The sequence below is a fragment of the Haloferax sp. DFSO60 genome (assembly GCF_046557615.1).
Lineage (GTDB): Archaea > Halobacteriota > Halobacteria > Halobacteriales > Haloferacaceae > Haloferax.
Window position 1 is genome coordinate 174,967 of record NZ_JBKIII010000002.1, and the last position, 26,627, is coordinate 201,593.

Consider the following 26,627-nt stretch of genomic DNA (forward strand, 5'->3'; position numbering starts at 1 on the left):
AACGACGGTGGCGCTCACGTCACTTGAGCGTCCCGATACCGATGAGACGCCAGCGAGCGCCGACACGGCGGTTGATGGCTATCTTTGCGCCTTCGGCCGCACAGACCGGACGCTTGAGCTTCACTTCGGCTTCGCCGCTGCGCGCGCTCGTGACGGCTCCGACCGTCGTCGCCGTTCCGACAGTGAGCATGAGGGGCTCGCCGGTCGAAATCTCTTCGACGTTGTCGTCGTCGCCGCCACCGATGACGCGTTCGAGCAGGTCAACGTCCATCGTGAACTCTTCGCGGGTCGGCGGGAGGGTTCCCGGCTTGCCTGCGACTTGTCCTGCGAGGGCGTCACCTTTCGTCAGGCTCGGGTCGAGACCCGTCCCGACACCGCACAGCCCACCGGGACGGACCTCATCGACCATGTTGCCGCCAGCCTGGAGGGAGCGGATATCGGTCGTGATTGGTCGCCATTCGGTCTGGCCTTCTTCGTCAACTTCGCGACCGGGGCGAAGTTCGATTTCGTCGCCCTCGTCGAGCTTTCCGGCGACGACGCTGCCGCCGATAACGCCGCCCATCAGGCCGTCCCAGGTCGTCCCCGGGCGGTTGATGTCGAAACTGCGTGCGACGAACATGCGACTGTCTTCGCTCTCGTCGCGGTCGGGCGTCGGAATCTCCTCTTCGATTGCTTCGATGAGCAAGTCGAGGTTGACTTCCTGTTGCGCACTGATGGGAACGATTGGCGCGTCTTCGGCGACAGTTCCCTTCGTGAACTCCTTGATTTGTTCGTAGTTGCGCATCGCCTTCTCGCGGTCGACGAGGTCGACCTTGTTCTGGGCGATGACGATGTTCTCGATGCCGATGATATCGAGTGCCATCAGGTGTTCTGCGGTCTGGGCCTGTGGCACTTCCTCGGTGGCGCTTACGAGAAGAATAGCGCCGTCCATGAGGGCGGCACCCGAGAGCATCGTCGCCATCAGGGTCTCGTGACCCGGGGCGTCGACGAACGAGACGGTGCGAAGCACGTCTGTCTCGGTTCCATCTTCAGTCTCTTCTTCGACGGTATAACACGCAGGGGCGTCTTCGCCCGGCACTTGCCGGAACGTCGCGTCTGCGTAGCCGAGGCGGATGGAGATGCCGCGTTTCATCTCCTCGGAGTGTTGGTCAGTCCACGAGCCGGACAACGCTTGAACGAGCGTCGTCTTTCCGTGGTCGACGTGACCGACGAGTCCGATGTTCACCTCCGGTTGTTGTGGGTTTTGAGTCACCATTGACCTCCTGAGAGTAATCTTGCGTGAAATTCGCCCCGAACGCTTGATAAAGGTGCTGTTCTCGGAGCGTTTGCTCGTCGGCTCTGTGAACGACCGGAGTGAGTCGCGGCACAGCGGTTGTACAGTCGATTACTCGACTGCGGTGATGAGCGAACGGAGTTCTTCGAGATACGCCTCTGGCGTGAGACCGAGGTCGATATCGACGGTGACTTCGATTGCGTCGGTCGGTGCTTTCGAGAGTTCCATATCGAGGTTCTCGCCGGGGTGTGCGCCTCCTGCGATGAGAATCGACCCTCGGTGTTCCCAGACGGCGAGCAGGCCGGTGACGCCGATGGTCTCGCCTTCGAACGTCAGTGTTCGCTCGTCGTTTACGGGGAACTCGATGCCGGGGAACGGGAAGCCTGCTGTGTACTCGGTGAGACGCGCCGTCTCGCCGGTGTCGATTTCGATAGTTCCGGTCGAAGACTGCTGAATCTCGACGAGACCGGCGTCTTCGAGTTGCGCTTCGAACTGCTCGCGCGCTTGGCCTTCGGTCTGGTCGATGACGGGCCCGCTCACGGCATCCGGAATGTTCGCCATACTCGGGTCGAGACTCACGCGCGAGGCGAAGAACATCGCAAACTGTCCCTCTGCTTGTCCGAGCGTCTTCTCTCTCAACTCCTCTTTCAGTGCGATATCTTCGTAGACGAACGTCCGCATCGCCGCGGTCACCTCGACGGGACCGAACGAGCGCTCGAACAGCGGGTCCACGGTCTGTTCGTCGATTTTCTCCCAGCCACCGTCGGCGAGTTGCCCTTCGGGGACCGTTGGTGGACCACGCGCGGCGCTTGCGGTCCCACCCGAACTACACCCGGCAAGCCCGGCCAATCCGGCACTTGCGGCCAGTCCAAGGTAGGTTCGGCGCCTCACACGGTCGGATGTTCCATCTCTGCCCAACATTGTGCGACCTGATGCGGCATCGCTCAAATAGTTTGGCTATCGTGACAATTTACTAATCAGACACGTCGGAGAGCGAGGTTTTTCTGTCTCGCATTCGCATCTCCGGTGTGCCTACGCCGGTGTCGTCGCCGTCGGAGTTCGCCTTCGAGTTGGCGCTGTGTTCGCACCTCGAAGAGACGACCGACTGGCTTCCGGCCCGACAACTCGGTGCGGCGGTTGCCTCCCCCGGAAGCCGAATCATCGACATCTGTGCGGTGGTTCCCGGCCCCGAGTTCGACGAGCGAACCGCAATCACCGAGCAGGATATCCCCGCACGCGCGGTGGAGAGTTCTGTCGGCGCGGGCAAGTCCGTCTTTTGGCGCGACGCCTTCGACTGTCATCCCGCGCAGGCGCGACGCGCGACAGACCACGCCGTCGAAGTCGGCTTCTTCGAATCCGAATTTCGACGTGGCCGCGAGTACGTCCGCCGCGCCGTTCGCTACCCTGACGACTGGTTTTCGAAACTCGTCGGCATCGAGAACAAACCCGACCTCGGGTCACCCGGTGACTTGCTCCGGCAACTCCGCCTCGATGTGAGTCTCGCACTCTTCGACGAGGTCGTCCTCGCGACCGAAAGTTACGTGACCGGCGCACACCTCAACCGCATCCCCGATGCAGTCGGGGTGTGGCGATTCGACCCCGACACAGGAGCAAAAGAAATCGTCCGCGAGGCGAAGACGTTGCCCACCGGAACAACCGGCGTCGAACCCGTTGAGTATCACTCGCTCCACACCGACGTTGCACTCGTCTCGCCTGCCGACAAACGAACCGCTCGAATCCGACTCGCAGAACGAGCCTACGGAAAGGGGTGGCGACAGTACGACCTTCCCGCGTGCGCCCACGCAAGTGTCGATTCGGTCGGTCGGCCAGTGTGCGACCACTTCGGGCGCGTCATCGACCCCGGTGCAGAGTGCGGAAAATCGTGTGCAGGCTTCGACCCGGCAGACTCACCCGAGTTCGACCGCGCGTCGCTCCGTGAGTCGCGGACGCGATGGGTTTCGGACCCCAGCGGTGTCACTCGGCGGCAGTCCGGACTGGGCCGCTTTTTCTAACTACTACTCGCGCTCGCTGGAGTAAAACCATCCAAGGGTGACGACGATACCGAAGACGAGCATGAATACCGCGCCATCGACGAAGTTTGGTTCCCCCGTCAGCGACGAGACGAGGTACCAGACGGTGCCCGCGACGAGCGCCATCGGAATCGAATACCGGAGCGCGGAGACGATTTCAGCCACGACTCGTCGTTGGTTTTCGGCTCAGAAAAATCACGCTGCTGCCCGTCGCTCCATGTAGTTCCAGTAGGTAACGAGTAAGACACCAAAGACTGCGACGAAGACGAATTGCAGTGCGGCGTCAAACAGGGCCAGTTCACTCGACTCCACGAAGGTGGCGACGAGGTTCGTCGCTGACGCCACCGCCCCGGCGAAGACGAGAAATCGAAACGCACGGTCGGACAGGAGGCTACGGAGAGTCATACGGTTCCACTACCGACCTCGAACTGAAACCAGTTATAATTCGTACACTTCGCCGTCGATTGCCAGCGGTTCTTCGAACGCCTCTTCGACCGGGTAGTAGTGGGCGACGTGGACGAGTCGCGTGATTTCGGCCTCCAAATCGTCGCCGAGTGCGATTGCCCCTTCGCGGGTCATGTGCTTCGTGCCGAAGGTTCGCGGGACGCCGTCTTCGTCGTAGTCGTCGCCGCCGATAGGGTGGTACTCGCAGACCGATGCCGGGACGATTGCTTCGGCGAGAAGCAAGTCGGGGTCGGCCAGCACTGCCCGCGACTCTTCTGAGATGGCGTAGGTCGAATCACCCGAAATCGAGAGCTTTGCGCCCGATTCGGGGTCTTCGATGGCGAGTCCGTAGCAGAGAAGCGGCGGGTGGACCACCGGGACGAGCGTCACGTCGAGTCCGCAGGTACGAAACGTCTCGAAGGGTGTTTGGTCGTGAACCGAAATCCGGTCGAGGTAGTCGAACTTCGAGCGAATCGTGTCGGCGACGCTCTCTCCCGTTGTGGGGTCGATTTCGTCTGCCGCGTGGACGTCGAGGTGGTCGAGGAGGCGATAGACGTTGCCGAGGCCGTCGATGTGGTCGAAGTGGATGTGTGAGACGATTGCGGCGTCGGGAATCGGGGCCTCCTGTGTGAGAAACTGGTGTCGAAAGTCGGGACTGAAATCCACGAGCAATGACTCGTCGGTTCGCTCGTTTTCGACGTGGACCGAGAATCGACTGCGCTCGATGTCGCGCTCGCGGGCCTCGCGGCAGGTGTCGCAGTCACACCCGACGGTCGGTGTTCCGGTCGTATCCCCAGTCCCGAGGAGGGTCACGCGCATTAAGTAGCAAAGAGAGGGGTGGGGGCATAAACGTGGCCGACCAGGGTCGGATTACTGCGCCGCGCCAGCGTCTTTCTGTTTCGCGCTTTCGTTTTCGTCCGCGTGGCTGTGGTCGTGGTCGTCGTCGTGGTCATGATCGTGACCGTGACCATCGCCGTCACCGGACCCGGCGACCAACTCAGACGAATCGGACATCATGTCCAGATTTTTGAGGTTGTCGCGCTCTTCGAAGTCGGCGACGGCCTCCAAGAGGTCCTCTTGGGTGAGTTCCATGCGCTCTTCGGTGAGTGCTTCGAGGACTGCCTCGCGGAGGACGAGACGAAGGTCAGACCCAGTGAGTCCCTCTGTTACGTCGGCGATAGCGCCGGGGTCGAACTCCGAAATCTCCATCCGGTTCGTGATGACCTGCAGGATGTCCGAGCGCATGCCGCGGTCGGGTTTGGGGAAGTTGACAATCTCGTCGAAGCGTCGCCACGCCGCCGAGTCGAGTTGGTCGGGGTGGTTCGTCGCGCCGATGAGGATGACTTCGTCCCGAATCAGCGAGATGTCGTCGATGCTCTTGAGAAGCGTGTTGACAGCGCGCTTGAGCGCGGCGTGTTCGTCCGAGCGACGCGTCTTCGCCACTGAATCGAACTCGTCGATAAAGAGGATACACGGCGACAGCCGTTTCGCAACTTCGAACGTCTTTTCGACGTTCTTGGCCGTCTCACCGAGGTACTGACTCGTAATCATCGAGAGTTTGACCTCCACGAAAGGAAGACCGAGTTCGTGTGCGAGCGCACGCGAGACGGTCGTCTTCCCGGTTCCCGGCGGACCGACGAAGAGAATCTTTCCAATCTCACGGAGGCCGATTTGCGCGAGGTACTCGCGGTGTTCGATAGCCTTCATGAGCTTGTGAATCTCGCCTTCTTGGTCCGTCGTGAGAACGAGGTCGTCGAGCGTCATCTCGATTTCCTCGGGTGCGCGCACGTGTACGAGGTCGAGCATCTCGGCGTCTTCCTCGTCGTCGAAGTACTCGTCCAAGAGGCTGTCAATCCACACGCGGTCGGCGTGAATTGGTCGCGTCTGGTCGCGCGCTTCGGCGTGGGTCACGTCCACGTCGTCGCGGTCCTCGACGGCGTTGGCAATCGTCGGGTTCGTCACCAGTCGGTCTCGGTCCGCGCGTTTGACGAACCATTCGAGGGCCATCTCGGGTTGTGTCAGCGACAGTCGCCCAGAGAAGTCCTCGCGCTGGGTGAACATGAGGTCGGAGATGGCATCCCAGGGATGTTCGACACCCGTCGCCTTGCGTGCAATCGAATCGGTCGCGACAAGTGGTCGCTCGATTCCACCCGCTGTTGCTTCTTCCTCGTCGTCCGGTGTCGCCCAAAACACCCGGCGGTACCGCGGAGGAAGGTCGTTTTCGTCAAGCGTTCGGTCCTTGCTATATAGGTGGGCCGTCAGCAGAAACTCGATAACTTCGAGCGCCCGTTCACTCATCCGCGCAAAATTGCCGGGCAAGACGCATAAGAGCGTCGGAGCGCGTCTGCGAGCAATTCCACACCAGTTTCGCTGTCTCTACCCTACTCACCCGAATCGTTGGTTCTACCTTCGAAAAACACGGAATCCGAATACGACACGTGATTCGACGTCGTTGTTGGCTCGCTTCGACACTCTCCAATAAACAAAAAACTCGTTTCGAAGGTTTGCGAGTTCTAAACTATTTATGGTGTTCGAAGACTGATGCTGTATCATGCCTGAACCAGTCATCGCGGCCGCGTATCGAACGCCATTCGGAAAGGCAGGTGGCGTCTTCGCCGACGTTCGAAGCGAAGACCTCTCTGTCGCCCTCATCGACCACATTCTCGACGAACACGGTATCGACGCCGACGACGTCGAAGACCTCATGTGGGGCGTCGCCCAGCAGCGCACCGAACAGGACAACAACGTCGCGCGCGTCATCGCCCTCCTCTCCCAACTCGGCGAAGGAACCCCGGCGACGACCATCAACCGCTGGTGTGCTTCGTCCATGCAGTCGATTATCTCGGCTTCCGACGCCATCGCCGCGGGTAACCGCGAGTGCATCATCGCAGGCGGTGTCGAGAGCATGTCGCGCGTCCCGATGGACGGCGACTCCTACCAGCACCTCCACCCCGAACTGAGTGAGCAGTACAACCTCTTCCAACTCCAGATGGGGATGACCGCCGAGAAAGTCGCCGCCGAGTACGAAGTCTCCCGCGAGGCCCAAGACGAGTTCGCCGTCCGAAGCCACACGCGCGCCGCCGAAGCCACCGATACCGGTCGCTTCGACGACGAAATCGTCCCAATCCAGACCGAGGACGGCGTCGTCACCGAAGACGAAGGTATCCGCCGCGACACCTCCGTCGAAGCCCTCTCCGGCCTCTCGCCCGCGTTCACCGGCGACGGCTCTGTCACTGCGGGGAACTCCTCGCAAATCACCGACGGCGCGGCCGCAGTCCTCGTCACCAGCCGTGAATTCGCAGACGAACACGGTCTCGACGTACTCGCTTCTGTCGGCACGAACAACGTCGCAGGCGTGGACCCGACGGTGATGGGAATCGGCCCTGTCCCGGCGACTGAAGGCCTGCTCGAACGCGCCGGGCGCGACATCTCCGACTACGACCTCTTCGAGATCAACGAGGCGTTCGCCAGTCAGTGTGAGTACTCCCGCCGCGAACTCGGTATCGACGAAGACAGCCTGAACGTCAACGGTGGCGCAATCGCCCTCGGCCACCCATTGGGTGCCTCCGGCGCGCGTCTCCCCGTGACGCTCATCCACGAGATGGTCAAGCGCGATTCCGACCGTGGTCTCGCCTCGCTCTGTGTTGGATTCGGACAGGGTGCGGCCATCGAGTTCAGCCGGTAAGCTTCCTCACCGGCCCCGCTTTCTCACGAGTGTTGTACCACAGTGTGAGGCATTGCGTCTCACGAGCAGTTGCTCGCTGACGCTCACAAATACGGATTGTTGCATACCGATTGTTGCCAAGCGAATCGAGCGAAAAGGGTGGCACGGGACGGTACTCTGTCCTGTTGGGAGATTCGTTGAAACGCCATGACGGGGCGGGCAACCCCCGAGTAGGCGAGTGGCCGGGGTCTTGTCAGAGGCACTCCGGCACTGCACCCAATGCAGAGGATAGGGTTCAACTCGCTGCCCAAAATAACGGGTAGTACCTCTCTCGGAAATTCTCGATGGGCCTCCGAGTTGGGTTCACAAGTTCTGAAGGAGGTGTTTTGCGCGCCTACTATGTTTTCAGTTCCATCTCAGCATAATCGAGTTCCTGGGCCGAGGTTCCGGCGGCGTTCTCGACGAACTAACCCCGCAGACTTCCGTCAACGGAACCTCAGCGTATCAACGCCCTGTCTAGAATTCCCCAACCAAGGGGACTAGTTCGTCAGTCGTCTGCGGGCGTCGCTCCACTCGCGCCACCAACTGCCGACTCCGGAACGACTCCCGCTTCGCTCCAGCCGCGAAGGTCGTAATACTCCGAGAGTGCGCTCGGGAAGCCAGGAATGTCGTAGGGGAGCGTGTCGTCTGCCCGGTCGAACCCCCGCTGGTTGTTGAAGTGACGTTCGAGCGTGACGATTTCACTTCCAATCGATTGCAGGTGGTCGTAGTCGGTGTCGAGCAACGTCGCCAGCATCTCCTCGTCGATGAAGTCCCGAGAGAACTTACAGACGACGCCGCTGTCGAGGACGGCGTTGTGGTTCTCTTTTTCCACCAAGCGCTCGGGTTTCCCACCGAGTCCGTTGGCATCCATCGCCTTCGACTTGTCCACGTAGGGGTACTCGATGGCGTAGAACGACGCGTACATGTGGTCCGCACCGCGGTTCGAGGTGGCGAAACTCAAGCCTTGGCCGTGGAGGTGGCGTCCGTCGTGGGCCGGGAACTCCATACCTTTGACCGTCCAGTCGTGGACTCCCAACTCTCCGTGGACGCGGTGAGTCCCTTCGGCCAAGTCGTCGCCGACACCCTCACGGAAGGCGATTTTCTCCACGAGTTCGTGGATGAGTTCGACGTTACCGAACTCGTCGTTCGCCATCAGATACGCCGCGATGGTGTCGCCGCACGAAATCGTATCGACGCCGTAGCGGTCGCACAACTCGTTGGACTTCATCACGTCTACGATGTCGTCCACGGCGCAGTTCGACCCGAAGGACATCACCGTCTCGAACTCGGGGCCTTCGGTTTCGACGCCGCGCTCTTCGTCTTTGGTCGGGAGCTTGCAAGCGAACGCACACTGCGAGCAGGTAGCTTTCTTGTACTTCTTCGACTCCACACTGTCGCCGTTGATGCCTTCGACGCCCTCGAACTCGCGTTCGGAGAAGTAGCGCGTCGGGAACGCTTCGACGGCGTTCGCGTAGTCGGTCCCGGCGGTGGTTCCCTGCCGTTTCATCACGTGGTCCGAGGTGGCCGCCTCGCGGTGGACGTCCATCGCCTCGGCGGGGAACTCGATTTCAACGTCGGGGGTGGCGTCGCCCGCGAACGTGACGACTTTGAGATTCTTCGCACCCATCACCGCGCCGAGGCCGCCACGACCGAACGCCCGCGACTCGGTGGTCATCACGCTGGCGAACCGAACTTCGTTCTCACCCGCAGGGCCGATGCAGATGAGTTGCTCGGGGTCGAGTCCCCACCGTTCGTCGGCATATTCGGTAACTTCTGGAACTTCCGCTTTTTCGAGGTCCGGAACGGCCTCGAATTCGATGCCTTCGGGGCGGATGTGGACTGCAAGCAATTCGTCGGCAGTGCCGGTGAACTCGATGGCTCCGTAGCCAGTTCCGACGAGATGCCGCGAGAGGAAGCCACCCGCGTTCGAAGAGACGAGTCCGTTTGTGAGCGGTGAGACACTCGTCAGACTCGCTCGCCCGGTGAAACTCATCTGCGATTGTTGCATCGGCCCGGCCGCGAGGACGAGTCGATTCTCGGAGCCGAGTGGGTCTGCATCGAACGGTACGCGGTCGTGGACGAGTTTCGTTCCGACGCCGCGACCGCCGATGAACGATTCGAGTACGTCGTCGATGTCGTGTTCCTCGGCAGTCTGTGTCGAAAGGTTGACCGAACACAGGGGGCCCGCTGCGTGGCGCATAGGTGTCTTTCGGGTACCTGCTGAATAATGATTAGTGTTCCAGCGGGTACTCTCGTCCGAACACGTCGCCACCGCAACATTTCTGGGCGTTCAGTTGGGAGTACCCGTATGACGACGGAGTCACCCGACTCACCCGCCGAAGGAGTCACCGGCTCTGCGATACGCGGAATGGTTGCGGAACTCGAAGCTGACTGGCACGTCGATTCTATCGAGCGGAGTCAGCATGGGACCGATTTGGTCGCCATACTCGACGTTCGAACTCCCGACGAAAGTCGAACGGTGGTTCTCAAAGCGACGACGGCAGACCTCGTTGCCCCAGAGATAGCGAGAGCAGAGCCTCGGTTGCTCGAACTCGTGGGACAGAGTACGAATATTCCCGTCCCAACAGTATTCGGCTCCTGCGACGACCACGACGAGTATCCCACGCCATTCTACCTGATGTCGTTCGTCGGCGGCGAGAACTTCGAAGGAGAATCCGGATCTCTCTCGGTGGACGCTCGCAAGTCGATTCTGCGCGAGGCGGGCCAGAATCTCGCTGAACTCCACGAACTCGGACCGCTTCCAGCGACGGGGAAAGTCGGAGTCCAAGATGGTGAGTTGACCGTGTTGGACACCGAAGAGAACCCCCGATACGACGACTACCGAGACAAGCTATTGGACGACTGCGAGGAGACGCTCGATAGCCTCGACTCGGGCGGGTTCTTCCCCGACCTCGCGGAGAAACCGGAGCGGTTTGCCGACCTCGTACCGGACCTTCGGGAGTTCGTGCGAGAAGCGATTCCAACGCTTCCCGAGCCCGACGAACCGACCTACTGCCACTGGGACTATCGATACGGGAACCTCCTCATCGACCCCGAAACTGGTGAGACGAAGGCCGTCCTCGACTGGGCAAACCTCTCGGCGACAGAACCGGCGAGCAACCTCGCAAATACAGAGTTCTATCTGCTGAACCCCGAATCAGACGGCCCCGAAGTGACCGACCACTTGCGCACCGTGTTTCGCACTGCCTACACTGAGGCGCGAACGGAGTGGTCGTTCGACGAAGAGACAAAAGAGCGGATGGAGCTGTACACACTCGCTTGTCGATTGGGTGCGATGGCCTGTCTGCCGCTCTGGCATCAGGATGCATCTCCGGAGGAGAAAGATCAGCGCGAGAAAGAACATCGGCAATTCGTGTCGCAGTATCTCTGAATTTCGACGGCTCTCGAATACGCCGTTTGGAAATTAGTTCGACGCGTCACGCCAGACTGTAACGCGTCTCGTCGGTAATTACTCGGCGACTACCGGAGCGACTGCGATGTATCGCTCGCTCGCTGGGTCGCGGAACATCACCGGCCGTGGTGCTTCTTCTGGATGAACTCGAACGTTCGAGAGGTCGTCGGTGGGGTCGTATCCGAAGATGCGTTGAACGTGCTCGACGAACGCTTTCGAGACAGCCGACATCTCACCGTTCTCGTTCTCGGGACCGGCGTCGCCTTGGAGTTGGGCGTCGGCTTTCTCCCGATTCGAAAAGGTGGCAAACTCCCAATTCCAGAGACTGACTTGCTTCAGTGTGCGCTGACCGGCTACACGGGTGAAAAGAAGACACTCGAAGTCGATTCGACTCGGCTCACGCCCGGAAGACGAGTCCTCGTCGTCGATGACTGGATGGAGACGGCGGCCCAGATGGAGGCGGCGACGACACTCGTCGAAGAAGCAGGTAGCACAGTCGCCGGAATTTCGGTGATAAACGCCAGCGAGACCGAGCGAAGTGAGAGACTCGCAGACTCGTACGTTCTCTACGGCCTCAACCCAGAGACGTCACTCTCGTCGCCGGAGTAATCAAAAAAACAGCGTTCGTGACTTACTCTTCGCAGACGAGATTCTCGGCTTTCCGTACAGCATCGCGCTCGCCGATGATGGTGATGCGGTCGCCTTTCTGGAGGGTGAAGTCTGCATTCGGAACGCTCGTATCGCCGTTGCGGGAGACGAGCGTGATGAGACACCCATCGGGGAGTTCCGGGCCGACCTCACGAATCGTCTTGCCGACGAGACTCTCGGAGGTGACCTCGATTTCTTGGACGTCGCCGGTGCGACCGATTTCGCCCATCCAGTTGGACATCGCGGGACGCTCGATGTAGTTGTCCATCGCCTGTGCGGTGGCGATAGTCGAGGAGATGGTACGGACACCGAGTTCCTCGAAGGCGTCCACGTTGTCGGGGTTGTTCGCCCGCGCGAGGACGCTCTCGGGGTCGAACTTCGAACTGGCGAGTTGGGCGACAAGAAGGTTCACGTCGTCGTCACCGGTTGCGGCGACGACGACCTTTGCATTCCCGGCCCCTGCGGACCTGAGTACGTCTGTGTCGGTTCCGTCGCCGTGGTGGACGGTGAATCCTTGATTTCTGGCTGTCTGTACGACTTCTTGGTTCTGTTCGATGAGGACCACGTTTTCTCCGCGGTCGGCGAGGCGTTCGGCGAGCGTTCGGCCCACCTTCCCGCCTCCGATGATGAGTACACGCATTGGGATGATGTCGAGGTATTCTGCTATTTGACGGGCGAAACCGGCCTCGAAGACGACGGTGATGAGGATGACGAGAAACACCGTTCCGACGACGACCGAGGCGCTCTGGTTCAAGACGGCGGCCTGCTGTGTCAGGCCTTCTGCGGCGAGTTCGGACGCGCGTTCGCGGAACGCGATAGCGAACAACGTCGCGACCGAAGCGGGGATAATCCCACGCGGGCCGACGAAGCTCATAAAGAGCTTTTCGCCGCGGGTAAAGCGGTCACCGCGCGTCGAGATGAACACGAGCAGCGGGCGGATGACCAGCGCGACGGCGACGACGACCAACAGGCCGCCAGCGCCGAGCGCGAGAAGGTTCTCGAAGTCTAGCAACGCCGCGAGGGCGATGAAGACAAAGGAGAGGACGAGAAGGGTGATATCGCCTTTGAACGCCGAAATCTCCTCTTCGTACGGAACGTCGGCGTTGCCGAGGAGAATCCCGGCAGTTGCGACGGCGGCGACACCCGCCTCTGCGGCGATGAAGTCGGCGGCACCGTACGCGACGAGTGCGCCCGCGAGAACGAGCAGACGGGCGTTCTGCGGTGCATTTCCGGGAGAAAGGTCAACGTAGCGGAGCGAGTAGTACAAGAACCCCGCGACGATTGCGCCGACGATGACACCGACGCCGAGTCGTTCGGCGAACAGCGTCACGAGCGCGTTTGGACTGCTGACACCTTCGATAATCGCTTCGAAGATGACGATTGCGACGATTGCGGCGGTCACGTCGTTGACGATACCTTCCGTGTCGAGGGCGGCCCCGACGCGGTCGCGTACCGGAACGACTTCTAGGATTGGTGCGATGACCGTCGGTCCCGTTGCAACGAGCAGTGCGCCGACGAGGAACGACACCGGCCACGACGCACCGAGTGCGAAGTGAACGGCGATACCAGTTCCAAGGAACGCGATTGCGGCCCCGACGGTTACGAGTCTCAGCGTCGCTGCGGGTGCTTCCCGCAACTTTCCGATGCGCAGGTGGAAAGCCCCCTCGAACACGATAATCGCGACCGAGAGACCGACGATTGCTTGCAGCGCGTTGCCGAACGAGTCCGGTGTGATGACACCGAGAACCTCCGGTCCGAGGAGAATCCCGAACGCGATAAGAAACACGACGCTCGGGACCTGGAATCGGTCCGAGAGCACCTGCGCAATGACGCCGATGCCGATGATCGCAGCCACGAGCGGGATGAGATTCGCTCCTCCAGCGGCAGCCACTTAATTCGCCTCCATTGTTTTTGGCCATGTGTCCATAGAAGATAAAAGCATACATTTCGGACGCGATTTACGGCGAAATTCGATAATGTTTGTCCGCTAATCCAGCAAAAAAGTTTAACCTGTACGATTCTACTGCGAGGCGGCAGCATCGCCGCGGGTCCGTTCCTTCTCTGCTTGGGTATCCTCGTCGTAGATGAGCGTCACTTCGTCGGCATACCGGTCGAGGATGTTCCGGCGCTTTTTCTTCATCGTCGGCGTCATCAGGTCGTTGTTCTCGTTGAATTCCTCGGGCAGGAGGCGGAACTGCTTGATTTGTTCGTAAGACTCGAAATTCTCGTTCGCACGGTCGATTTCGGCTTGGATTCGCTCGCGGACGCGCTCGTCGCGGCAGATGGCCTTCGGTTCGTCTGGAAGGTCGATTCCCTTGCTCTGCGCCCACGCTTGCAGGCCCTCGAAACTCGGGACGATGAGCGCCGAGATGAATCGCCGACCGTCGCCGAGTACCATACATTGTTCGACGACTTCTGACGAGGCGTAGGCGTCTTCGATTGGGCCGGGTGCGACGTTTTTACCGGTCGAGAGGACGAGAATCTGTTTCGCACGCTCGCGGAAGGCGATGTAGCCGTCGGGTCGGAGTTCGACCACGTCGCCGGTTCGGAACCAGCGCGTTCCGTCATCGTCGGTGACGAATGCGGCCTCTGTCTCGTTGGGTCGGTTCCAGTAGCCCAAGGTCACGTTCGGACCGTTGACGAGCAACTCGCCAACCTCGCCACCGGCCTCGCCGAGTTGGTCGCCGACGACGCTCGCGTCGAGTTTGAGTTCGACGTCGCGGAGTGGGTAGCCAATCGTCCCAATTTTCGGCTCTTCAGGCGGGTTCACAGAGATGACCGGTGAGGTTTCGGTGAGGCCGTAGCCTTCGAGAATCGGCAGGCCCATCCCGTGATAGAGCGCACACAACTCGGCTGAGAGACTGCCGCCGCCGCTGATGAAGAACTCGACGTTGCCGCCGAGTGCGTCGCGGACCTGTTGGAAGACGAGACGGTCGGCAATCGTGTGCTTCGCTTCGAGCAGGTAACCGGGTGAGTCGGTGGTGTGGTAGGCTTGGCCGACGCCGACGGCCCACTGGAAGATTTGCTTTTTCACAGCCGATTCGCTCGCTTGCGTCCGAATCGCGTCGTAGAGTTTCTCGTAGACGCGAGGGACGCTCGTGCCGACAGTTGGACGGACGAGTTGGAAATCCTCGCGGAGCGTGTCGGGACTCTCTGCGTAGGCGACGGTCGCGCCAGCGGCGAACATCATGAAGTGGCCTGCCATGCGCTCGAAGACGTGCGCGAGCGGGAGGAACGACAGTGCGACCGAGTTCGGGCCGATAATCGGCACGCCCTCTTTGTCGGGGCGTGGGCCGAAGCGCCGATAACTCTCGTTGACGTTCGACCGGAAGTTCCAGTGGGTGAGTTGGACGCCTTTCGGTTGTCCCGTCGTGCCCGACGTGTAGATGAGGCTCGCAAGGTCGTCTACGTCGCGCGATTCGAGCCACGAATCGTACGTTTCGGGGTCGAACACGGCCGCGCCGCGTTCGTGGAGTTCGCCCAATGTGAGAATCTCGTCGCGGTCGTCGTAGCCCTCGTAGTCGTCTACGACGACGATGAATTCGAGGTCGAGGTCGTCTTCGACGGCGACGACGCGGTCCAGTAGTTCTTGATTTTCGACGACGACGCCACTCGCACCGGGGTCAGAGAGAAGATACTGCACTTGCCGTTCTGAAGACGACGTATAGACGGTCGTGACGGTACACCCGGCCGCGAGCAGTGCGAAATCCGTCTGTGCCCACTCCATGCGCGTGTGGGCGAGAATCCCGATTCGGTCACCCGCATCGACGCCGAGGTCACGGAAGCCAGCGGCGAGATTGCGGACGATACCCTGCATCTGTTGATAGGTCAGTTCGGCGTAATCACCACGCGGTGCGGCGGGAACGACACCCTCACTGACGAGCGAGCGGTTGTAGATACCCCCTTTGTATCGTTGTGCGCTTCGCTGGGCGTTTCGGTCTGCGCTCTGTTCGAACATCTGTGGAAGCGTTGTTCGCTCGAGGACCGGGTCTTCGAACGTCGCCTCCGCATCCCGCCAATCCATGACCTGTTAGTTCTAATTCAACATTTAAAACTATGTACGTTGGAAAGGTTGAAACAGAGGATTCGTCGTATACGGGCCGATTTGCGCCGATATTCTGTTTTCAGACTACTCGTCGCGCGAGATGTAGTCGAGGTAGCCGAGGACGCCTCGGGTGTTCAGGCGCTCTTCGTCACCGGCCTTTCGTGACCCCCACACCTCGTCCATGTTCGTGTGTTCGATGAAGTAGTCGATGACTGCGTCGTCGTCTTCGAGTTCGTCGCGCTTCTGTCGAATCGCTTCGACCCACTCCACGAGGACGCGCTTGTACTCGCCTGCGAGGTCTTCGCTGTAGGACTTCGGACCGAAGTGACCGAAACAGACGGTCTTGGGGTCGATTTCTTCGATAGTTCGCACGTCGTCCAGCGCCTTCTGAAGGTGGAACTGTGAAGGCGGTGATGTCTGTCGAATCGTCTCGGTCTTCGGCTCCCAGATACCCATCGCGTCACCGACGAAGAGGGCGTCGTCGCCGTCGTCGTGGTACATCACTTGGTGCGGCGCGTGGCCGGGAGCATGGTAGACTGTGAGGGTTCGGTCGCCGAGGTCGATTTCTTCGCCGCCGGTGAGCGATTCGATGCGCCCCTCGTCGATTGGGAGTGGTTCGTCGTAGAACTGCCACTGGTCTTCGACGGCGGCTTTCGTCCCCTCGATGAGTCGCGTCGGGTCAACGAGGTGCGGCGCACCGATTTCGTGGACCATGATGGTCGCATCGGGGTACTTCTCGGCGAGATAGCCCGCGCCGCCCGCGTGGTCGAGGTGGATGTGCGTCGGCAGGATGTAGGCCAAGTCTTCGACGCCAACCTCGTCGAGCATGCCGAAGACGTGTTCGCGGTCGGCGGCGATGCCGGTGTCGATGAGCGCCGGTTTCTCGGCGTCGATGAGATAGACTGACCCGTATTTCTCCACCTCGTACATGCCCGTATCGACGTAGTAGATGTCCGTACTCCCTGGAAGACGTTCGACGTCGCCAATCGCCATGGTTGACGGCGGTTTGCTGACGACAAAAGCGTTCGGTCGGCGTTTCATCGACCGGGCGATGCGATACGATTTTCCCGCTCTCCCTTGTACCACGGAGCAATGATTGACAGGAAACTGCTCCGCGACGAACCGGAGCGACTCCGAGAGGCATTGGAGGCCCGCGGTGCCGACGTGGACCTCGACCATCTCATCGACACCTACGACGAGTGGCGCTCGCTGAAGGCGACGGGCGACGACCTGCGCCACGAGCGCAACGAGGTCAGCCAGAAGATTGGCACGCTCAAACAGGAGGGCAAAGACGAGGAAGCACAGGCCGCCATCGACCGGTCGGGCGAACTCAAAGAAGAACTGCAGGAACTCGAAACTCGCGCCGACGAACTCGAATCGGAACTCGACGAGCGACTGCTCGAAATCCCCAACGTCCCGAACGAGTCGGTTCCGGTCGGTGCCGACGAATCGGACAACGAAGAGGTTCGCCGGGTCGGTTTCGACGACCTGCGCGAACTCCCCGCCGAAGTCACGCCCCACTACGAACTCGGCGAGCGTCTCGACATCATCGACGAGGCACGCGGCGCGAAGACCACGGGGTCGGGTTTCTACTTCCTGAAGGGCGAGGGCGCGATGCTCGAACACGCCCTGATTCAGTTCATGCTCGACGTCCACCGCGAACAGGACTACGTGGACGTGTTCCCGCCAATTCCGGTCAAGACGACCTCGATGGTCGGAACCGGCCAGTTGCCGAAATTCGCCGAGGATGCCTACCGCATCGGCGGGTCGGAGACCGAGGACTACGAAGACGACGACCTGTGGCTCTGCCCAACTGCAGAGGTTCCGGTCACGAACATGTACGCCGACGATATCCTTCTGAAAGAAGACCTCCCACTCAAGCACCAGGCGTACACCCCGAACTTCCGTCGTGAAGCAGGCGAACACGGCACCGAAACCCGTGGCATCGTCCGCGTCCACCAGTTCAACAAGGTCGAACTCGTCAACTTCGTCGAACCCGAAGACAGCTACGACCGTCTCGAAGCACTCGTGGACGAGGCCACCGAAGTTCTCGACCGTCTCGGTCTTCCCTACCGCGTCCTCTCGCTCTGTACGGGCGACCTGACCTTCTCGTCGGCCAAGACCTACGACCTCGAAGTCTGGGCACCCGGCACCGAGTCGGACAACGCGCCCGAGCAGGGCGGCCGCTGGCTCGAAGTCTCGTCGGCCTCGAACTTCGAAGACTTCCAGGCTCGCCGCGCCGGTCTTCGCTACCGCCCCGAGCGCCACGAATCGGCCGAGTACCTCCACACGCTCAACGCGTCAGGAACCGCTGTCGGTCGTATCATGGTCGCCCTCCTCGAATACTATCAGAACGAGGACGGCACCGTCGATATCCCCGAAGCTCTCCAGCCGTACATGGGTGGTCGCGAAGTCATCGAAGGTCACGAACCGGTCGGCGAGGCCGCCGTCGGCGCTGGCAAGAAAGACTAGTTTTCGACTCGACTTTTCTCAGTTTTCGACCGGTCGCGCGACCGTTTTCAGTTCGGTGAGCCTCCCACCACGAACCTGAAATCGGTCGAGAAATCCGAACATCGTCTCACCGGTCGAATCGAGTAACCGCCCTTCGACGACCACCTTGTCGTCACTCTCAGCCTCGATTTCGTCGAGGACGTGGCTCGTCTCCTTGTTCGGTCGGTCGTCGCGCATGAACGAGACGAACTCGTCGCGGCCATCCAATGTCATATCACCGCGATACTGGACGAACTCGGGTGCGAGTACGTCGCGGAGGTCGTCGTACCGCTTGTCGTCTATCGCGTCGTAGTAGCGCCGGGCGAGGTCGGTCACGTCGGAGTCCACACACGAAGTGCGAACCGAATCGCCAAGAATCTCTTGCCGACCTTCGGGATGCTTTTTGCTCAGACACCCATATCTCGACCGTGGACCTGCACGTTCGATACGAGGGCGATGACGACCCCAAGAAGTGTACCGCGAAGAAACTCGACCGATTCGACCTCGCGGCGCTCCACCGGTCGGACCGTGCAACACCGTATGGCGTCGTCCTCAATCCCCACGCCGAGAAGGCGCTCTCGCCCGCCGACAAGGATTCGGGGGCACTCGTCGCGCTCGACTGCTCGTGGGAATCGGCAGGCGAAGCCATGTTTTCGCTCCCCGGCGAACACCGGGCGCTCCCGTATCTCGTCGCCGCCAACCCCGTCAACTTCGGGCGACCGATGCAACTCACGACTGTGGAGGCGTTGGCCGCGGCACTCGTGATTTTCGACGAGAAGGAACACGCCGAGGAAATTCTGTCCAAATTCAACTGGGGCCATACCTTCCTCGAACTCAACGAAGAACCGCTTCGGCGTTACTCGGAGTGCGAGGATTCGACCGAGATTATCGAGATTCAGCAGGAGTATCTGGACCGGGCGGAGTAATATCTGATAATTGCGGCGAAGGAAATATCAATCACATCCACATACAAGATTTCGTATATGAGGCCTAAAGTAAAATACGGCGTCATGCTCCTAGGGTTCGGTATACTGTTGTGGATAAGTGGTCTACCGAGTCAGTTCACCGAGCTCATGTACGTCAGTTTGACGACAACCGTAATCGGTGGTGTCTTGCTCTACGTAGCCTACGAAAGTTGGTACTGCGCAGCATGTGGTCAATTCCTCGGGAGAGGCAGTCGGCCTGACCGTTGTGAAAGATGTGGAAGCAATCGTGTGACAACCAGTGACCCCGGTGCAGTACGCTGAGAACGTAACACAATTTTCGATATTTCGAAAGTGATTACCGACCTACGCCTTCGCCCACGCACCAACCGCCCCACCCAACGCGCTGTCGAGTGCGAAGATGACGGTCAGGAAGATACCGATAGCGAGGACACCGAGTCCGCCGACGAGGGTTCCGAGCGGGCCAGCGGCGAAGCCGAGCGCGCCACCGAGGAGTGCGGCGATGAGGGTCACGATGACACCCGAAATAGACCCGGCGATGAGACCGTTCCACGCGCCGTTTCCGAGTGAGCCACCGGCGAGATAGCCTGCCGCGAAGCCGCCGATGAGGCCCGCGACGGCGTGGCCCAAGATGGGTACGGAGAACCCGACGATACCGGCGACGACGATGATGACGAAGCCGACGGCAACTGCTTTCCAGTCTATCATACCAGTTGTACGTCACGGCGACGTATGAGCTTCGTGGCGGACGCGCGCCGTGGTAAACCGGGGCACGAAACGCCGAGAACCAAACGAACGGGCTTTTACGGTTCGGTCGAGTAACTGAGTACAATGATTTTCGAGTCTCTCCCGACCACGCCCCGGTCGGACGAACTTATCGACAAGGCCTTTTCGCGGGCCGCACGTTCGGGGCGAGCGAAACAGGACAAGCTGGAGGCCCAGCAGTCCATGCTCCAGACAGCATCGAACATCCTCTCGGACAACCTCGAAAACGTCGTCGTCGAATGGCCGGACTTCGAACTCGTCGATCCATTCTACTACGAACTCGCCGACGCCATCGTCGACGTCGACGAACTCCGACAGAGCCTCGCGCAGGTGATGTGGGCCTCGCGGACCATCGACAACGTTGCCCGTGAGTACCAGTCGAAACTCCGCCAAACCAACGCAGACACCGCCAGAAAACACCGAAAGCAGGCGTTTGCTCGCATGGCGAGCATCGTCGAACAGGTCGAAGACGACTTGCTCGCCATCGGTGCCGCCCGCGACGCGCTCAAGGACTTGCCCGATATCCGCCCCGACGAGCCCGCACTCGTCGTCGCTGGCTACCCGAACGTCGGGAAGTCCTCGTTCGTCAACGACGTGACTCGCGCCTCCAACGAAATCGCGCGGTACCCCTTCACGACGAAGGGCGTCCAAATCGGCCACTTCGAGCGCGACCGCATCCGCTACCAGATTATCGACACGCCCGGTCTCCTCGACCGTCCCGAAGACGAGCGCAACGACATCGAGAAGCAGGCTGTCAGCGCAATTGAACACCTCGCGGACGGCGTGCTGTTCGTCGTCGATGCGAGTGGGGAGTGCGGCTACCCAATCGACGCGCAACTCGAACTCCGCGATGCCGTGAAAGCACGGTTCGAACAGCGCAACATCCCGGTCATCACCGTCTGCAACAAGAGCGACCGCTCGACGGACGTCGAAGCGGACCTCTACATGAGCGTCGAGACCGGCGAGAACGTCGAAGAAGTCCTCGATGCACTCGCCGACGCCGTCGAATTCGAGACGGACCTGCCGCCGTCGCGCAACGAGTAAGCGAGCGAATCTCTCTTTACGGTCTGGCGTTCTCCGGCACAAAACTCATACCGTGGGCGTGAACTCGTCAGTTCACTGATGGGCTCTCCTCGGTTTACACGACGGTCGCTCCTCCGTCTCGGTGGGTGTGGTCTCCTGAGTGCAACTGCTGGCTGTCTGGCAGAGAGTGGCGAAAACGACGAGTCGCAGACAACCTCGAATCGCGCGCTCTCGATGGGCGAGAAAGCCACGAGACCGAACGACATGTTCTTGCGACTTTCTGACCCGAAGGTGAACAAGCTCATTTCCACACTCGATGTGGGGGCCACTGGTCACGTCTATCCAGCAGGGTATTCAAATTCTCAGTTTCTCACACTCTCAGTGCAGTCTGGTGGGACGCCATACTCCGATATTCAACTGAGTCCGATGATCGACGGAGAGCGATACGAGAGTCAAACGTACAGACACGGTTTCTCACCCGAGAATCCGGCCCCTCTGAGCGTCGAAGTCCCACTCGCTCAGGCTGAACGTGCCGCAATCGAGTGGCAGCCATCGGCTGACGAAACGTATCGGTGGGAACTTCCACAGTCGGTCGTCGAACAGTTCCATAGCGAACCACGGTTTTCGGTCACCGAGTTTAGTGTTCCAGACACCGTTGAACGGGGCGAGCCGTTCACGGTACGGCTCTCGGTTTCGAACACTGGAGACCGAGATGGCCGCTTCCTCGGCGTCGTCTTGGGGACCGGACCGAGTAGCCTTCCGCTGGTTTCGACGTTCTCGTTTCCCGTCCCTGTCGGTGAAACGGTCAGTCGTGAACTCTCTGGACGGACGAACACAGAAAAATCGAGCATGACTGCGATTCTCGACTGGGGACTTGGGGAAAAACGAGCGTCGTTTTCAGTGAGTGAGTGATTCGATTCGCTCGATTCAGCCAATCGTGTAGACCATGTTGACGGTGGCGCGCACCGTCACGGGACCGGGCGAGAGTTCAGTTGGCGCACCACCGCTCCGAGCGGCGGCGTCTTCAGCGTATTCGACTTGGTAGTACGGCGACGGCGTGTAGCCGTTCGAAGTCGATGCCTGCTGGACGCCCGTGATTTGGACGTTCGCAGCCTCGGCGATGCTGTCGGCGTCAGCGCGAGCGTTTTGGACTGCGTTCTGGAGGGCTTCCGACCGGAGTTCGTCGCGGCGTTCGTCGGTCAGCGTGAACTGGACGTTCTGGACTTGAATCGCACGGGTGAACTCGTCGCCCATGGTGCTGGTCGAACCGGCACCGACCGCGAGGTCGATAGCCTCACCGGCTTGGTCGGGGGCGACTTCGACTTTCATCGTGTGGGTCGCACGGTAGCCGACGAGTTCCTGGCGTTCGCCGTAGCGGTACTCGGGCCAGATGTTGAAGCCGGTCGTCTGGATGTTGTCGTCAGAGATACCCGCGTCGGTGAGGGCTTGTCTGACAGATGCGACGTCTTCAGCGACCATCCCGCGGGCTTCGTCTGCGGATTCTGCGGTCGCGGTCACACTCAGATAGATGATAGCGAGGTCGGCTTCTGTGGTGACTTCACCGACGCCAGAGGTGGTAATCGTCGGGGCGGTATCGCCGTCGGTACTCGCGCCGGGCGTACTCTGAAGCGGTGCGGAGAGGCACCCTGCCATGAGAACCAATCCAGCGAGAACGAGTGGTGCGATGAACTGTCGTTTCATACTGAACAGAACGACAGATGAGATAATCAACGCATTGTAGAGACAAAGAACGATTGTACTCTTCGCTCAGCTCTCCCAATCTCCGATATTCAGGAGGAGACGGCCACATATCGCACTTCGACGTCGATTCGGTCGTCTGCCCACAGGGTCAGCGATTGCGGTGCAACCTCGTTGATTCGCGTTCGTAACTCGTCTGTCACCCTCGGTGGGTCAGTCCACGGGTCGTACCCAATCGTCACGACCACCTCTGTCGGTTCTTGTAACGGCCCGGTGCCGTAGGTCACATCCACTGAGAGCAAGCGCGCGTTCTCCTCTGCGAGTACGTCGCCCACGACGTCCTGCGCATCCGCCTGAAACCCGGCGTTCTGGTAGGTCGAGTACGTCACCGCGCCGAGGAACGACGAGAGGACGAGCAGACCGATACCGAGCGAGGCAACCCGAATGAGTGTCGTCCGCCGGGCGTTCGAACGGCGAAACCATCGCTCCGGTCGGTAGCCCTGTTGCCAGAGGACCGCGATAGCGACGAAGTTGATAGACAGAAAGTTGACGAGGACGAGAATTGCCGACCCGACGACGGACTCCGGTGACCCCCACGCGAGACCGATACCGACGACCGCAGTCGGCGGCACCAGTGCCGCGGCAATCATGACACCGACGAGTGCCGTCGAAACACCGGAAGAGAGCGACAACGCGCCCGCGGCACCCGCTCCGAGGGCGATAACCAGTGCCAGCATGTCGGGTGCGAGACGTTCGTTGATTTCGGGGATGGCGAACACCTCTGCCTCCGACAACGGCACTGCACCGGTCGTCTTGAGGAAGAACGCGAAGAGCGCGCCGGTCGCCATGGCCGCGACGCCGCCGACGGCCTGCAAACGCACGCCGCGGACGAACAGTTCGTCGTCGTCCACGACGGTGCCGACGCTGGCGGCCATCGCCGGTCCCATGAGCGGTGCGATGACCATCGACCCGACGACGACGGCAGGCGAATCGAGCAAGAGACCGGCGGTTGCGACGAGTACCGAGATTATCGTCATCGTCAGAAACGTCCGCATCGACGGCGCGAGACTCTCTGCGGCCGATGCCAACTCCTCGCGGGCGATTCGGTCGCCGTTTCGGTCTGACTCGTCGTACTTCTCTTGTAACTGGTCGAATCGCTTCGAGACGACCGTTTCGGCGTTCGTGACGACGGTGTAGGCGTCGCGTTCGATACCCGCTTCTCGCAGTTGCTCTAAGACGGGTTCGACGGCGGTTTTCGGGAGCGGAAACGTCACGACGGCGGCGAATCCACGGCCCGAGGTTTCTTCAGAGATTGCGTAGTCGATGCCTTCCGATTCGAGCGTCTGCAAGACGGAGTTTCGCTTGCCGGTAGGCACCAACACCTGGACGAGTCGCACGGTGTGAGGTCACTCGCCGGTGTGAAATAAACTCGGGCTACTGCTTTCGGCGCTCGGGTCGAAGTTGCTGGAGGACGGGCATCTCGGCTATTTGCTCGTCCGAGAGCGCCTCCCATTGGATTCCAGTCGGGCGCGAATACGGCGTCTCGGTTCGAATCGTTCGCTCGGGAGTGACGACGAGGTCCATCGGCACGTCGTGCGCGTCGGGGGCGGGTGCGTCGTCGCACACTTGTAATTCGTGGACGGACGTCACTATCGCCGTCTCTTCGGAAACTGCACCGAGACCGTGGAGAATCGCGTATTCGAGGTCGCTAAAGCCCTCTCCCTTTCCGATGCGAGCGCCCTGTTCGGTGACGGCGACAGAGCCCGAGAGGATGAGGTTGATGTCGGGCAGTCGGTCCGGGCCGACTTTCTCGGCGTGGGTTGCGACGTGTGAGACGGTCGGGGCGCTATCGAGTACGTCGTCGTCGAGACTCTCGGGGTCGAGTTCGTAGAAACACTCCTCGTCGCGGAGGCGCGGGACGGCCATGTACACCGTTTTCCCCTCTCGAAGTGCGCGCCGTCGAATTGGAAGTTGTGGTGAATCAGGATTCGCTTTGATTGCAGTCGCCGACTTCCATTCGGGGGTCTCTGTGAGTCGGTCGGCGGCCGCTCGTGCGCCAGCGAAGTTCGGAATCCGACCGTGTGGTGGAAATGGAAAGCGGGCTTCGCCCGACGATTCGAGGGCGTCCCACACACGCTCTCGAATTGCTTGTTTCTCCATAGTCGTCACACGCCGCGTGTCACCTACTGTGCTGTGGTCGTGTCACGCGAAACGGTTTTACCGGACTTTCACAAATATTCGTGTATGTTCGTGCGTACTGCCCGAGAGACGGATGTGCCTGCTATCGCCACCATCTGCGCCGAACACTGGCGGGAGGTGTCGTCGCGCGGCGCTGGCGTTGAAACCGCTGAGGCAGTGATTACCGACAGGTTCGACGAGCGCACACTCCGCAAAGAGATTCGGTTTCCGGACGACTGGCACGGGTGGGTCGTCGCCGTCGAAGACGACGAGGTCATCGCTGCTGGCGGTGGTGGAATGACTGACTCTGCCGCAGGTGAGGTGTACTCACTGATGGTCCACCCCGAACGGTCGGGCGCTGGTGCGCGAACTGCGCTCTTGCACACGATTACTGCACAACAAGTCATCGACGGCGCACGCGAGCAGTGGGCCTCGTGTGTCGATGGCGACGACTCTGCACAGTCGTTTTACGACCAACAAGGGTTCGACGTAGCGACGCGACGCTCCTCCGACGACGCCGTCGAAACGATTCGATTCGTTAGGTCAATCTGACGGGTTTCAATCTGAAAACGGCAGTCCAGACCCGCTTAGCAGCACACTTCGGAGTACTTTGTCGGCCCCACGGCGAACCCGTTCTGAGGCGGCCTGTGGACTGATTTCGAGTTGGTCAGCGACCTCTCTGAGCGTGGTCCCGCGTGGAACCTTGAAGTAGCCCGCAGAGACGGCAGTGACGAGCGCTTCGTGTTGATGGCTGGTGATGTTGAACTGGTAGACGTTCGTATCCTCCTCGGTGAGTGTGTAGACCCGATTGACGTGGATATCGATATCCGACTCTTGGCATTGCGTATAAAAATCTCTCACGTAGGTGTGGTCGGAAAATCGGAGACGAAACATCCACGGTGTCGTCCCGGTCGCTTCGAGAATCGTCGCTTCACTCTCGATGAGGATACGGGTCAGACTCGACACTGAGGTCCCCCACGACACGTGGTAGAGGACGCGGTCGTTGACGTTCGCAATCGGCGTCAGGTCTTGTACGAGTTCTCGCGCCCGGACTGTCCGTTCAAACTCGTCAAAGTCGATACCAGACACCCAAAAAAATGGCATGACTTCACCTCCAGTCGGAACGACCCGCTCTAGCTCGATGACGACGTTATCGCCAAAGGCAGTCACCTGACCGAGGTCGAAGTCGGTGGCGTCAACTGTTAGTTCGATTATTACGGCCATTCTTCGCGTATCGTTGGGGGTCTGCTGTATTGAATTGCCGTGTCATTGGATAGCAACATCCATGGTTTGCTTTTGAATAGCAGTATTGTGAAAGCAGAAGTTCAACGTTGCTTTGCTAGCTATTGTTGCTGAGGGAATCGTTGTGACTGTCCACAGCCATCGACTATCAACTGCGGCCCATAGGGACAACACGCAGATGCCAGTTCGTGCGTGTCTCTCGATGACCCCCCAACACGGTCGGCGTCGGCTGATGGTGGTGGAAACCGACTGCCCGTGTTGGCGGGCGAACTGTTCGAGTCTGCCTCGATGCTCCACTTCGGCGTCTTCCGAGCATCCGTTGGGGCCACTCGAACCCAGATGGTGGCCGCGACGATGGAGATGATTCCCTCGGTACGTCTCGACGAGACGTTCTCCTGCCTTGCAAATGGTTATCGCAGGCGGATTCTGTTGGAAGTTCTCCACGACCCAACAGACACGCTCGACAGGACAGTACGTGAGTTGAGTGGGAGCGGCAAGCATCCACAACAGCTCAAATCGGAGTTGTATCACATCCATCTCCCGAAACTCGATACGGCGGGCTACATCCGCTGGAACCGTGAGGCGTGGGCCGTCGAACGCGGGCCACGATTCCACGAAATCGAACCGATGTTACGACTTCTCGTCGAACACGCAGACCAGTTGCCGAGCGACTAATACTGGTTCGGAAACGGCGGTGTGCTTCGCTGTCACCCGTGCATCGTCTGTCGT

Annotated in this window: 26 protein-coding genes; 10 read left to right on the forward strand and 16 right to left on the reverse strand. The window is 60.3% G+C overall.

The genetic code is table 11. The features are described from left to right. Positions 1 to 19: 19 nt before the first annotated feature. The gene (locus tag ACK509_RS10270) at positions 20 to 1,255 is read right to left on the reverse strand and encodes a translation initiation factor IF-2 subunit gamma (RefSeq protein WP_410766444.1); all 1,236 of its coding nucleotides are present in this window, start codon (positions 1,253 to 1,255) and stop codon (positions 20 to 22) included. Positions 1,256 to 1,384: 129 nt separating this feature from the next. Then, positions 1,385 to 2,194 carry a hypothetical protein gene (locus ACK509_RS10275; protein WP_410766445.1) on the reverse strand — a complete coding sequence of 270 codons (810 nt, stop codon included), beginning with the start codon at positions 2,192 to 2,194 and terminating at the stop codon, positions 1,385 to 1,387. 107 nt (positions 2,195 to 2,301) lie between these two features. Here ACK509_RS10275 and ACK509_RS10280 point away from each other — a divergent pair, with 107 nt between their 5' ends. Beyond that, entirely contained in the window at positions 2,302 to 3,285 is a 984-nt protein-coding gene (locus tag ACK509_RS10280) for a DUF5787 family protein (protein ID WP_410766446.1), read from the forward strand. A gap of 3 nt (positions 3,286 to 3,288) precedes the next feature. On the opposite strand, the gene ACK509_RS10285 is transcribed toward ACK509_RS10280, so the two are convergent. Genes ACK509_RS10285 through ACK509_RS10300 form a run of 4 tightly spaced genes read right to left on the reverse strand, consistent with a single transcriptional unit; the run spans position 3,289 to position 6,045 of the window. Continuing rightward, positions 3,289 to 3,468 (reverse strand): hypothetical protein, encoded by a 180-nt coding sequence (locus tag ACK509_RS10285; protein WP_410766447.1) that lies wholly within the window; start codon positions 3,466 to 3,468, stop codon positions 3,289 to 3,291. A 30-nt stretch (positions 3,469 to 3,498) separates the two neighbouring features. Then, positions 3,499 to 3,708, reverse strand: coding sequence for a hypothetical protein (locus tag ACK509_RS10290; RefSeq protein WP_410766448.1), 210 nt, complete (start codon positions 3,706 to 3,708; stop codon positions 3,499 to 3,501). A 33-nt stretch (positions 3,709 to 3,741) separates the two neighbouring features. Beyond that, positions 3,742 to 4,566 carry an MBL fold metallo-hydrolase gene (locus tag ACK509_RS10295; RefSeq protein WP_410766449.1) on the reverse strand — a complete coding sequence of 275 codons (825 nt, stop codon included), beginning with the start codon at positions 4,564 to 4,566 and terminating at the stop codon, positions 3,742 to 3,744. A 51-nt stretch (positions 4,567 to 4,617) separates the two neighbouring features. Next, entirely contained in the window at positions 4,618 to 6,045 is a 1,428-nt protein-coding gene (locus tag ACK509_RS10300) for an ATP-binding protein (RefSeq protein ID WP_410766450.1), read from the reverse strand. A 253-nt stretch (positions 6,046 to 6,298) separates the two neighbouring features. Between ACK509_RS10300 and ACK509_RS10305 the strand changes: the two genes are divergently transcribed. Next, positions 6,299 to 7,432 carry a thiolase family protein gene (locus ACK509_RS10305; RefSeq protein ID WP_410766451.1) on the forward strand — a complete coding sequence of 378 codons (1,134 nt, stop codon included), beginning with the start codon at positions 6,299 to 6,301 and terminating at the stop codon, positions 7,430 to 7,432. A gap of 526 nt (positions 7,433 to 7,958) precedes the next feature. Here the strand turns inward: ACK509_RS10305 and ACK509_RS10310 are convergent. Next, the gene (locus ACK509_RS10310; protein WP_410766452.1) at positions 7,959 to 9,653 is read right to left on the reverse strand and encodes an aldehyde ferredoxin oxidoreductase family protein; all 1,695 of its coding nucleotides are present in this window, start codon (positions 9,651 to 9,653) and stop codon (positions 7,959 to 7,961) included. Between the two features lie 108 nt (positions 9,654 to 9,761). Between ACK509_RS10310 and ACK509_RS10315 the strand changes: the two genes are divergently transcribed. Both ACK509_RS10315 and ACK509_RS10320 read left to right on the forward strand, forming a co-directional pair. After that, positions 9,762 to 10,844: a phosphotransferase family protein gene (locus ACK509_RS10315; protein ID WP_410766453.1), complete on the forward strand. Its 1,083-nt coding sequence runs from the start codon at positions 9,762 to 9,764 to the stop codon at positions 10,842 to 10,844. A gap of 162 nt (positions 10,845 to 11,006) precedes the next feature. Next, the gene (locus ACK509_RS10320) at positions 11,007 to 11,474 is read left to right on the forward strand and encodes a hypothetical protein (RefSeq protein ID WP_410766454.1); all 468 of its coding nucleotides are present in this window, start codon (positions 11,007 to 11,009) and stop codon (positions 11,472 to 11,474) included. A 22-nt stretch (positions 11,475 to 11,496) separates the two neighbouring features. Here the strand turns inward: ACK509_RS10320 and ACK509_RS10325 are convergent, their stop codons facing one another. The 3 genes from ACK509_RS10325 to ACK509_RS10335 all read right to left on the reverse strand — a co-directional run bounded on the left by ACK509_RS10325 (position 11,497) and on the right by ACK509_RS10335 (position 16,551). After that, positions 11,497 to 13,404: a cation:proton antiporter gene (locus ACK509_RS10325; protein WP_410766455.1), complete on the reverse strand. Its 1,908-nt coding sequence runs from the start codon at positions 13,402 to 13,404 to the stop codon at positions 11,497 to 11,499. A 129-nt stretch (positions 13,405 to 13,533) separates the two neighbouring features. Beyond that, positions 13,534 to 15,537: an AMP-dependent synthetase/ligase gene (locus tag ACK509_RS10330; protein WP_410766456.1), complete on the reverse strand. Its 2,004-nt coding sequence runs from the start codon at positions 15,535 to 15,537 to the stop codon at positions 13,534 to 13,536. Positions 15,538 to 15,642: 105 nt separating this feature from the next. Next, on the reverse strand, positions 15,643 to 16,551 hold the full coding sequence (locus ACK509_RS10335; RefSeq protein WP_410766457.1) for an MBL fold metallo-hydrolase: 909 nt from the start codon (positions 16,549 to 16,551) through the stop codon (positions 15,643 to 15,645). A gap of 99 nt (positions 16,552 to 16,650) precedes the next feature. On the opposite strand from ACK509_RS10335, the gene serS reads away from it, so the two are divergent. Next, on the forward strand, positions 16,651 to 18,030 hold the full coding sequence (gene serS / locus ACK509_RS10340) for a serine--tRNA ligase (RefSeq protein WP_410766458.1): 1,380 nt from the start codon (positions 16,651 to 16,653) through the stop codon (positions 18,028 to 18,030). A gap of 18 nt (positions 18,031 to 18,048) precedes the next feature. Here serS and ACK509_RS10345 read toward each other — a convergent pair whose 3' ends face one another. Further along, entirely contained in the window at positions 18,049 to 18,396 is a 348-nt protein-coding gene (locus ACK509_RS10345; RefSeq protein WP_410766459.1) for a nuclear transport factor 2 family protein, read from the reverse strand. Between the two features lie 80 nt (positions 18,397 to 18,476). Between ACK509_RS10345 and ACK509_RS10350 the strand changes: the two genes are divergently transcribed. Then, positions 18,477 to 18,974 carry a DUF367 family protein gene (locus ACK509_RS10350; protein WP_410766460.1) on the forward strand — a complete coding sequence of 166 codons (498 nt, stop codon included), beginning with the start codon at positions 18,477 to 18,479 and terminating at the stop codon, positions 18,972 to 18,974. 363 nt (positions 18,975 to 19,337) lie between these two features. Here ACK509_RS10350 and ACK509_RS10355 read toward each other — a convergent pair whose 3' ends face one another. Then, positions 19,338 to 19,700, reverse strand: coding sequence for a DUF5518 domain-containing protein (locus ACK509_RS10355; RefSeq protein ID WP_410766461.1), 363 nt, complete (start codon positions 19,698 to 19,700; stop codon positions 19,338 to 19,340). 123 nt (positions 19,701 to 19,823) lie between these two features. Between ACK509_RS10355 and ACK509_RS10360 the strand changes: the two genes are divergently transcribed. Both ACK509_RS10360 and ACK509_RS10365 read left to right on the forward strand, forming a co-directional pair. Next, complete coding sequence (locus tag ACK509_RS10360; protein ID WP_410766462.1) at positions 19,824 to 20,801, forward strand: NOG1 family protein; 978 nt, start codon at positions 19,824 to 19,826, stop codon at positions 20,799 to 20,801. Between the two features lie 78 nt (positions 20,802 to 20,879). Continuing rightward, complete coding sequence (locus ACK509_RS10365) at positions 20,880 to 21,692, forward strand: hypothetical protein (protein WP_410766463.1); 813 nt, start codon at positions 20,880 to 20,882, stop codon at positions 21,690 to 21,692. A 15-nt stretch (positions 21,693 to 21,707) separates the two neighbouring features. On the opposite strand, the gene ACK509_RS10370 is transcribed toward ACK509_RS10365, so the two are convergent. From ACK509_RS10370 to ACK509_RS10380, 3 genes are all read right to left on the reverse strand, one after another. Next, positions 21,708 to 22,481: an SIMPL domain-containing protein gene (locus ACK509_RS10370; RefSeq protein WP_410766464.1), complete on the reverse strand. Its 774-nt coding sequence runs from the start codon at positions 22,479 to 22,481 to the stop codon at positions 21,708 to 21,710. Positions 22,482 to 22,570: 89 nt separating this feature from the next. Continuing rightward, positions 22,571 to 23,875: a TIGR00341 family protein gene (locus ACK509_RS10375; protein WP_410766465.1), complete on the reverse strand. Its 1,305-nt coding sequence runs from the start codon at positions 23,873 to 23,875 to the stop codon at positions 22,571 to 22,573. A 37-nt stretch (positions 23,876 to 23,912) separates the two neighbouring features. After that, positions 23,913 to 24,638 (reverse strand): 5-formyltetrahydrofolate cyclo-ligase, encoded by a 726-nt coding sequence (locus ACK509_RS10380; protein WP_410766466.1) that lies wholly within the window; start codon positions 24,636 to 24,638, stop codon positions 23,913 to 23,915. 84 nt (positions 24,639 to 24,722) lie between these two features. Here ACK509_RS10380 and ACK509_RS10385 point away from each other — a divergent pair, with 84 nt between their 5' ends. Next, positions 24,723 to 25,208: a GNAT family N-acetyltransferase gene (locus ACK509_RS10385; protein ID WP_410766467.1), complete on the forward strand. Its 486-nt coding sequence runs from the start codon at positions 24,723 to 24,725 to the stop codon at positions 25,206 to 25,208. Positions 25,209 to 25,214: 6 nt separating this feature from the next. On the opposite strand, the gene ACK509_RS10390 is transcribed toward ACK509_RS10385, so the two are convergent. Then, positions 25,215 to 25,880 carry a helix-turn-helix domain-containing protein gene (locus ACK509_RS10390; protein WP_410766468.1) on the reverse strand — a complete coding sequence of 222 codons (666 nt, stop codon included), beginning with the start codon at positions 25,878 to 25,880 and terminating at the stop codon, positions 25,215 to 25,217. Between the two features lie 210 nt (positions 25,881 to 26,090). On the opposite strand from ACK509_RS10390, the gene ACK509_RS10395 reads away from it, so the two are divergent. Beyond that, positions 26,091 to 26,573, forward strand: coding sequence for a hypothetical protein (locus tag ACK509_RS10395; RefSeq protein ID WP_410766469.1), 483 nt, complete (start codon positions 26,091 to 26,093; stop codon positions 26,571 to 26,573). Positions 26,574 to 26,627 lie beyond the last annotated feature (54 nt).

What these genes read in the sequence shown, in the direction of transcription:
- ACK509_RS10270 (WP_410766444.1), bottom strand. Translation starts at nt 1,255, where the DNA reads ATGGTGACTCAAAACCCACAACAACCGGAGGTGAACATCGGACTCGTC.
- ACK509_RS10275 (WP_410766445.1), bottom strand. Translation starts at nt 2,194, where the DNA reads ATGTTGGGCAGAGATGGAACATCCGACCGTGTGAGGCGCCGAACCTAC.
- ACK509_RS10290 (WP_410766448.1), bottom strand. Translation starts at nt 3,708, where the DNA reads ATGACTCTCCGTAGCCTCCTGTCCGACCGTGCGTTTCGATTTCTCGTC.
- ACK509_RS10295 (WP_410766449.1), bottom strand. Translation starts at nt 4,566, where the DNA reads ATGCGCGTGACCCTCCTCGGGACTGGGGATACGACCGGAACACCGACC.
- ACK509_RS10300 (WP_410766450.1), bottom strand. Translation starts at nt 6,045, where the DNA reads ATGAGTGAACGGGCGCTCGAAGTTATCGAGTTTCTGCTGACGGCCCAC.
- ACK509_RS10305 (WP_410766451.1), top strand. Translation starts at nt 6,299, where the DNA reads ATGCCTGAACCAGTCATCGCGGCCGCGTATCGAACGCCATTCGGAAAG.
- ACK509_RS10310 (WP_410766452.1), bottom strand. Translation starts at nt 9,653, where the DNA reads ATGCGCCACGCAGCGGGCCCCCTGTGTTCGGTCAACCTTTCGACACAG.
- ACK509_RS10315 (WP_410766453.1), top strand. Translation starts at nt 9,762, where the DNA reads ATGACGACGGAGTCACCCGACTCACCCGCCGAAGGAGTCACCGGCTCT.
- ACK509_RS10320 (WP_410766454.1), top strand. Translation starts at nt 11,007, where the DNA reads ATGAACTCGAACGTTCGAGAGGTCGTCGGTGGGGTCGTATCCGAAGAT.
- ACK509_RS10330 (WP_410766456.1), bottom strand. Translation starts at nt 15,537, where the DNA reads ATGGATTGGCGGGATGCGGAGGCGACGTTCGAAGACCCGGTCCTCGAG.
- ACK509_RS10335 (WP_410766457.1), bottom strand. Translation starts at nt 16,551, where the DNA reads ATGGCGATTGGCGACGTCGAACGTCTTCCAGGGAGTACGGACATCTAC.
- serS (WP_410766458.1), top strand. Translation starts at nt 16,651, where the DNA reads ATGATTGACAGGAAACTGCTCCGCGACGAACCGGAGCGACTCCGAGAG.
- ACK509_RS10355 (WP_410766461.1), bottom strand. Translation starts at nt 19,700, where the DNA reads ATGATAGACTGGAAAGCAGTTGCCGTCGGCTTCGTCATCATCGTCGTC.
- ACK509_RS10360 (WP_410766462.1), top strand. Translation starts at nt 19,824, where the DNA reads ATGATTTTCGAGTCTCTCCCGACCACGCCCCGGTCGGACGAACTTATC.
- ACK509_RS10365 (WP_410766463.1), top strand. Translation starts at nt 20,880, where the DNA reads ATGGGCTCTCCTCGGTTTACACGACGGTCGCTCCTCCGTCTCGGTGGG.
- ACK509_RS10370 (WP_410766464.1), bottom strand. Translation starts at nt 22,481, where the DNA reads ATGAAACGACAGTTCATCGCACCACTCGTTCTCGCTGGATTGGTTCTC.
- ACK509_RS10380 (WP_410766466.1), bottom strand. Translation starts at nt 24,638, where the DNA reads ATGGAGAAACAAGCAATTCGAGAGCGTGTGTGGGACGCCCTCGAATCG.
- ACK509_RS10385 (WP_410766467.1), top strand. Translation starts at nt 24,723, where the DNA reads ATGTTCGTGCGTACTGCCCGAGAGACGGATGTGCCTGCTATCGCCACC.
- ACK509_RS10390 (WP_410766468.1), bottom strand. Translation starts at nt 25,880, where the DNA reads ATGGCCGTAATAATCGAACTAACAGTTGACGCCACCGACTTCGACCTC.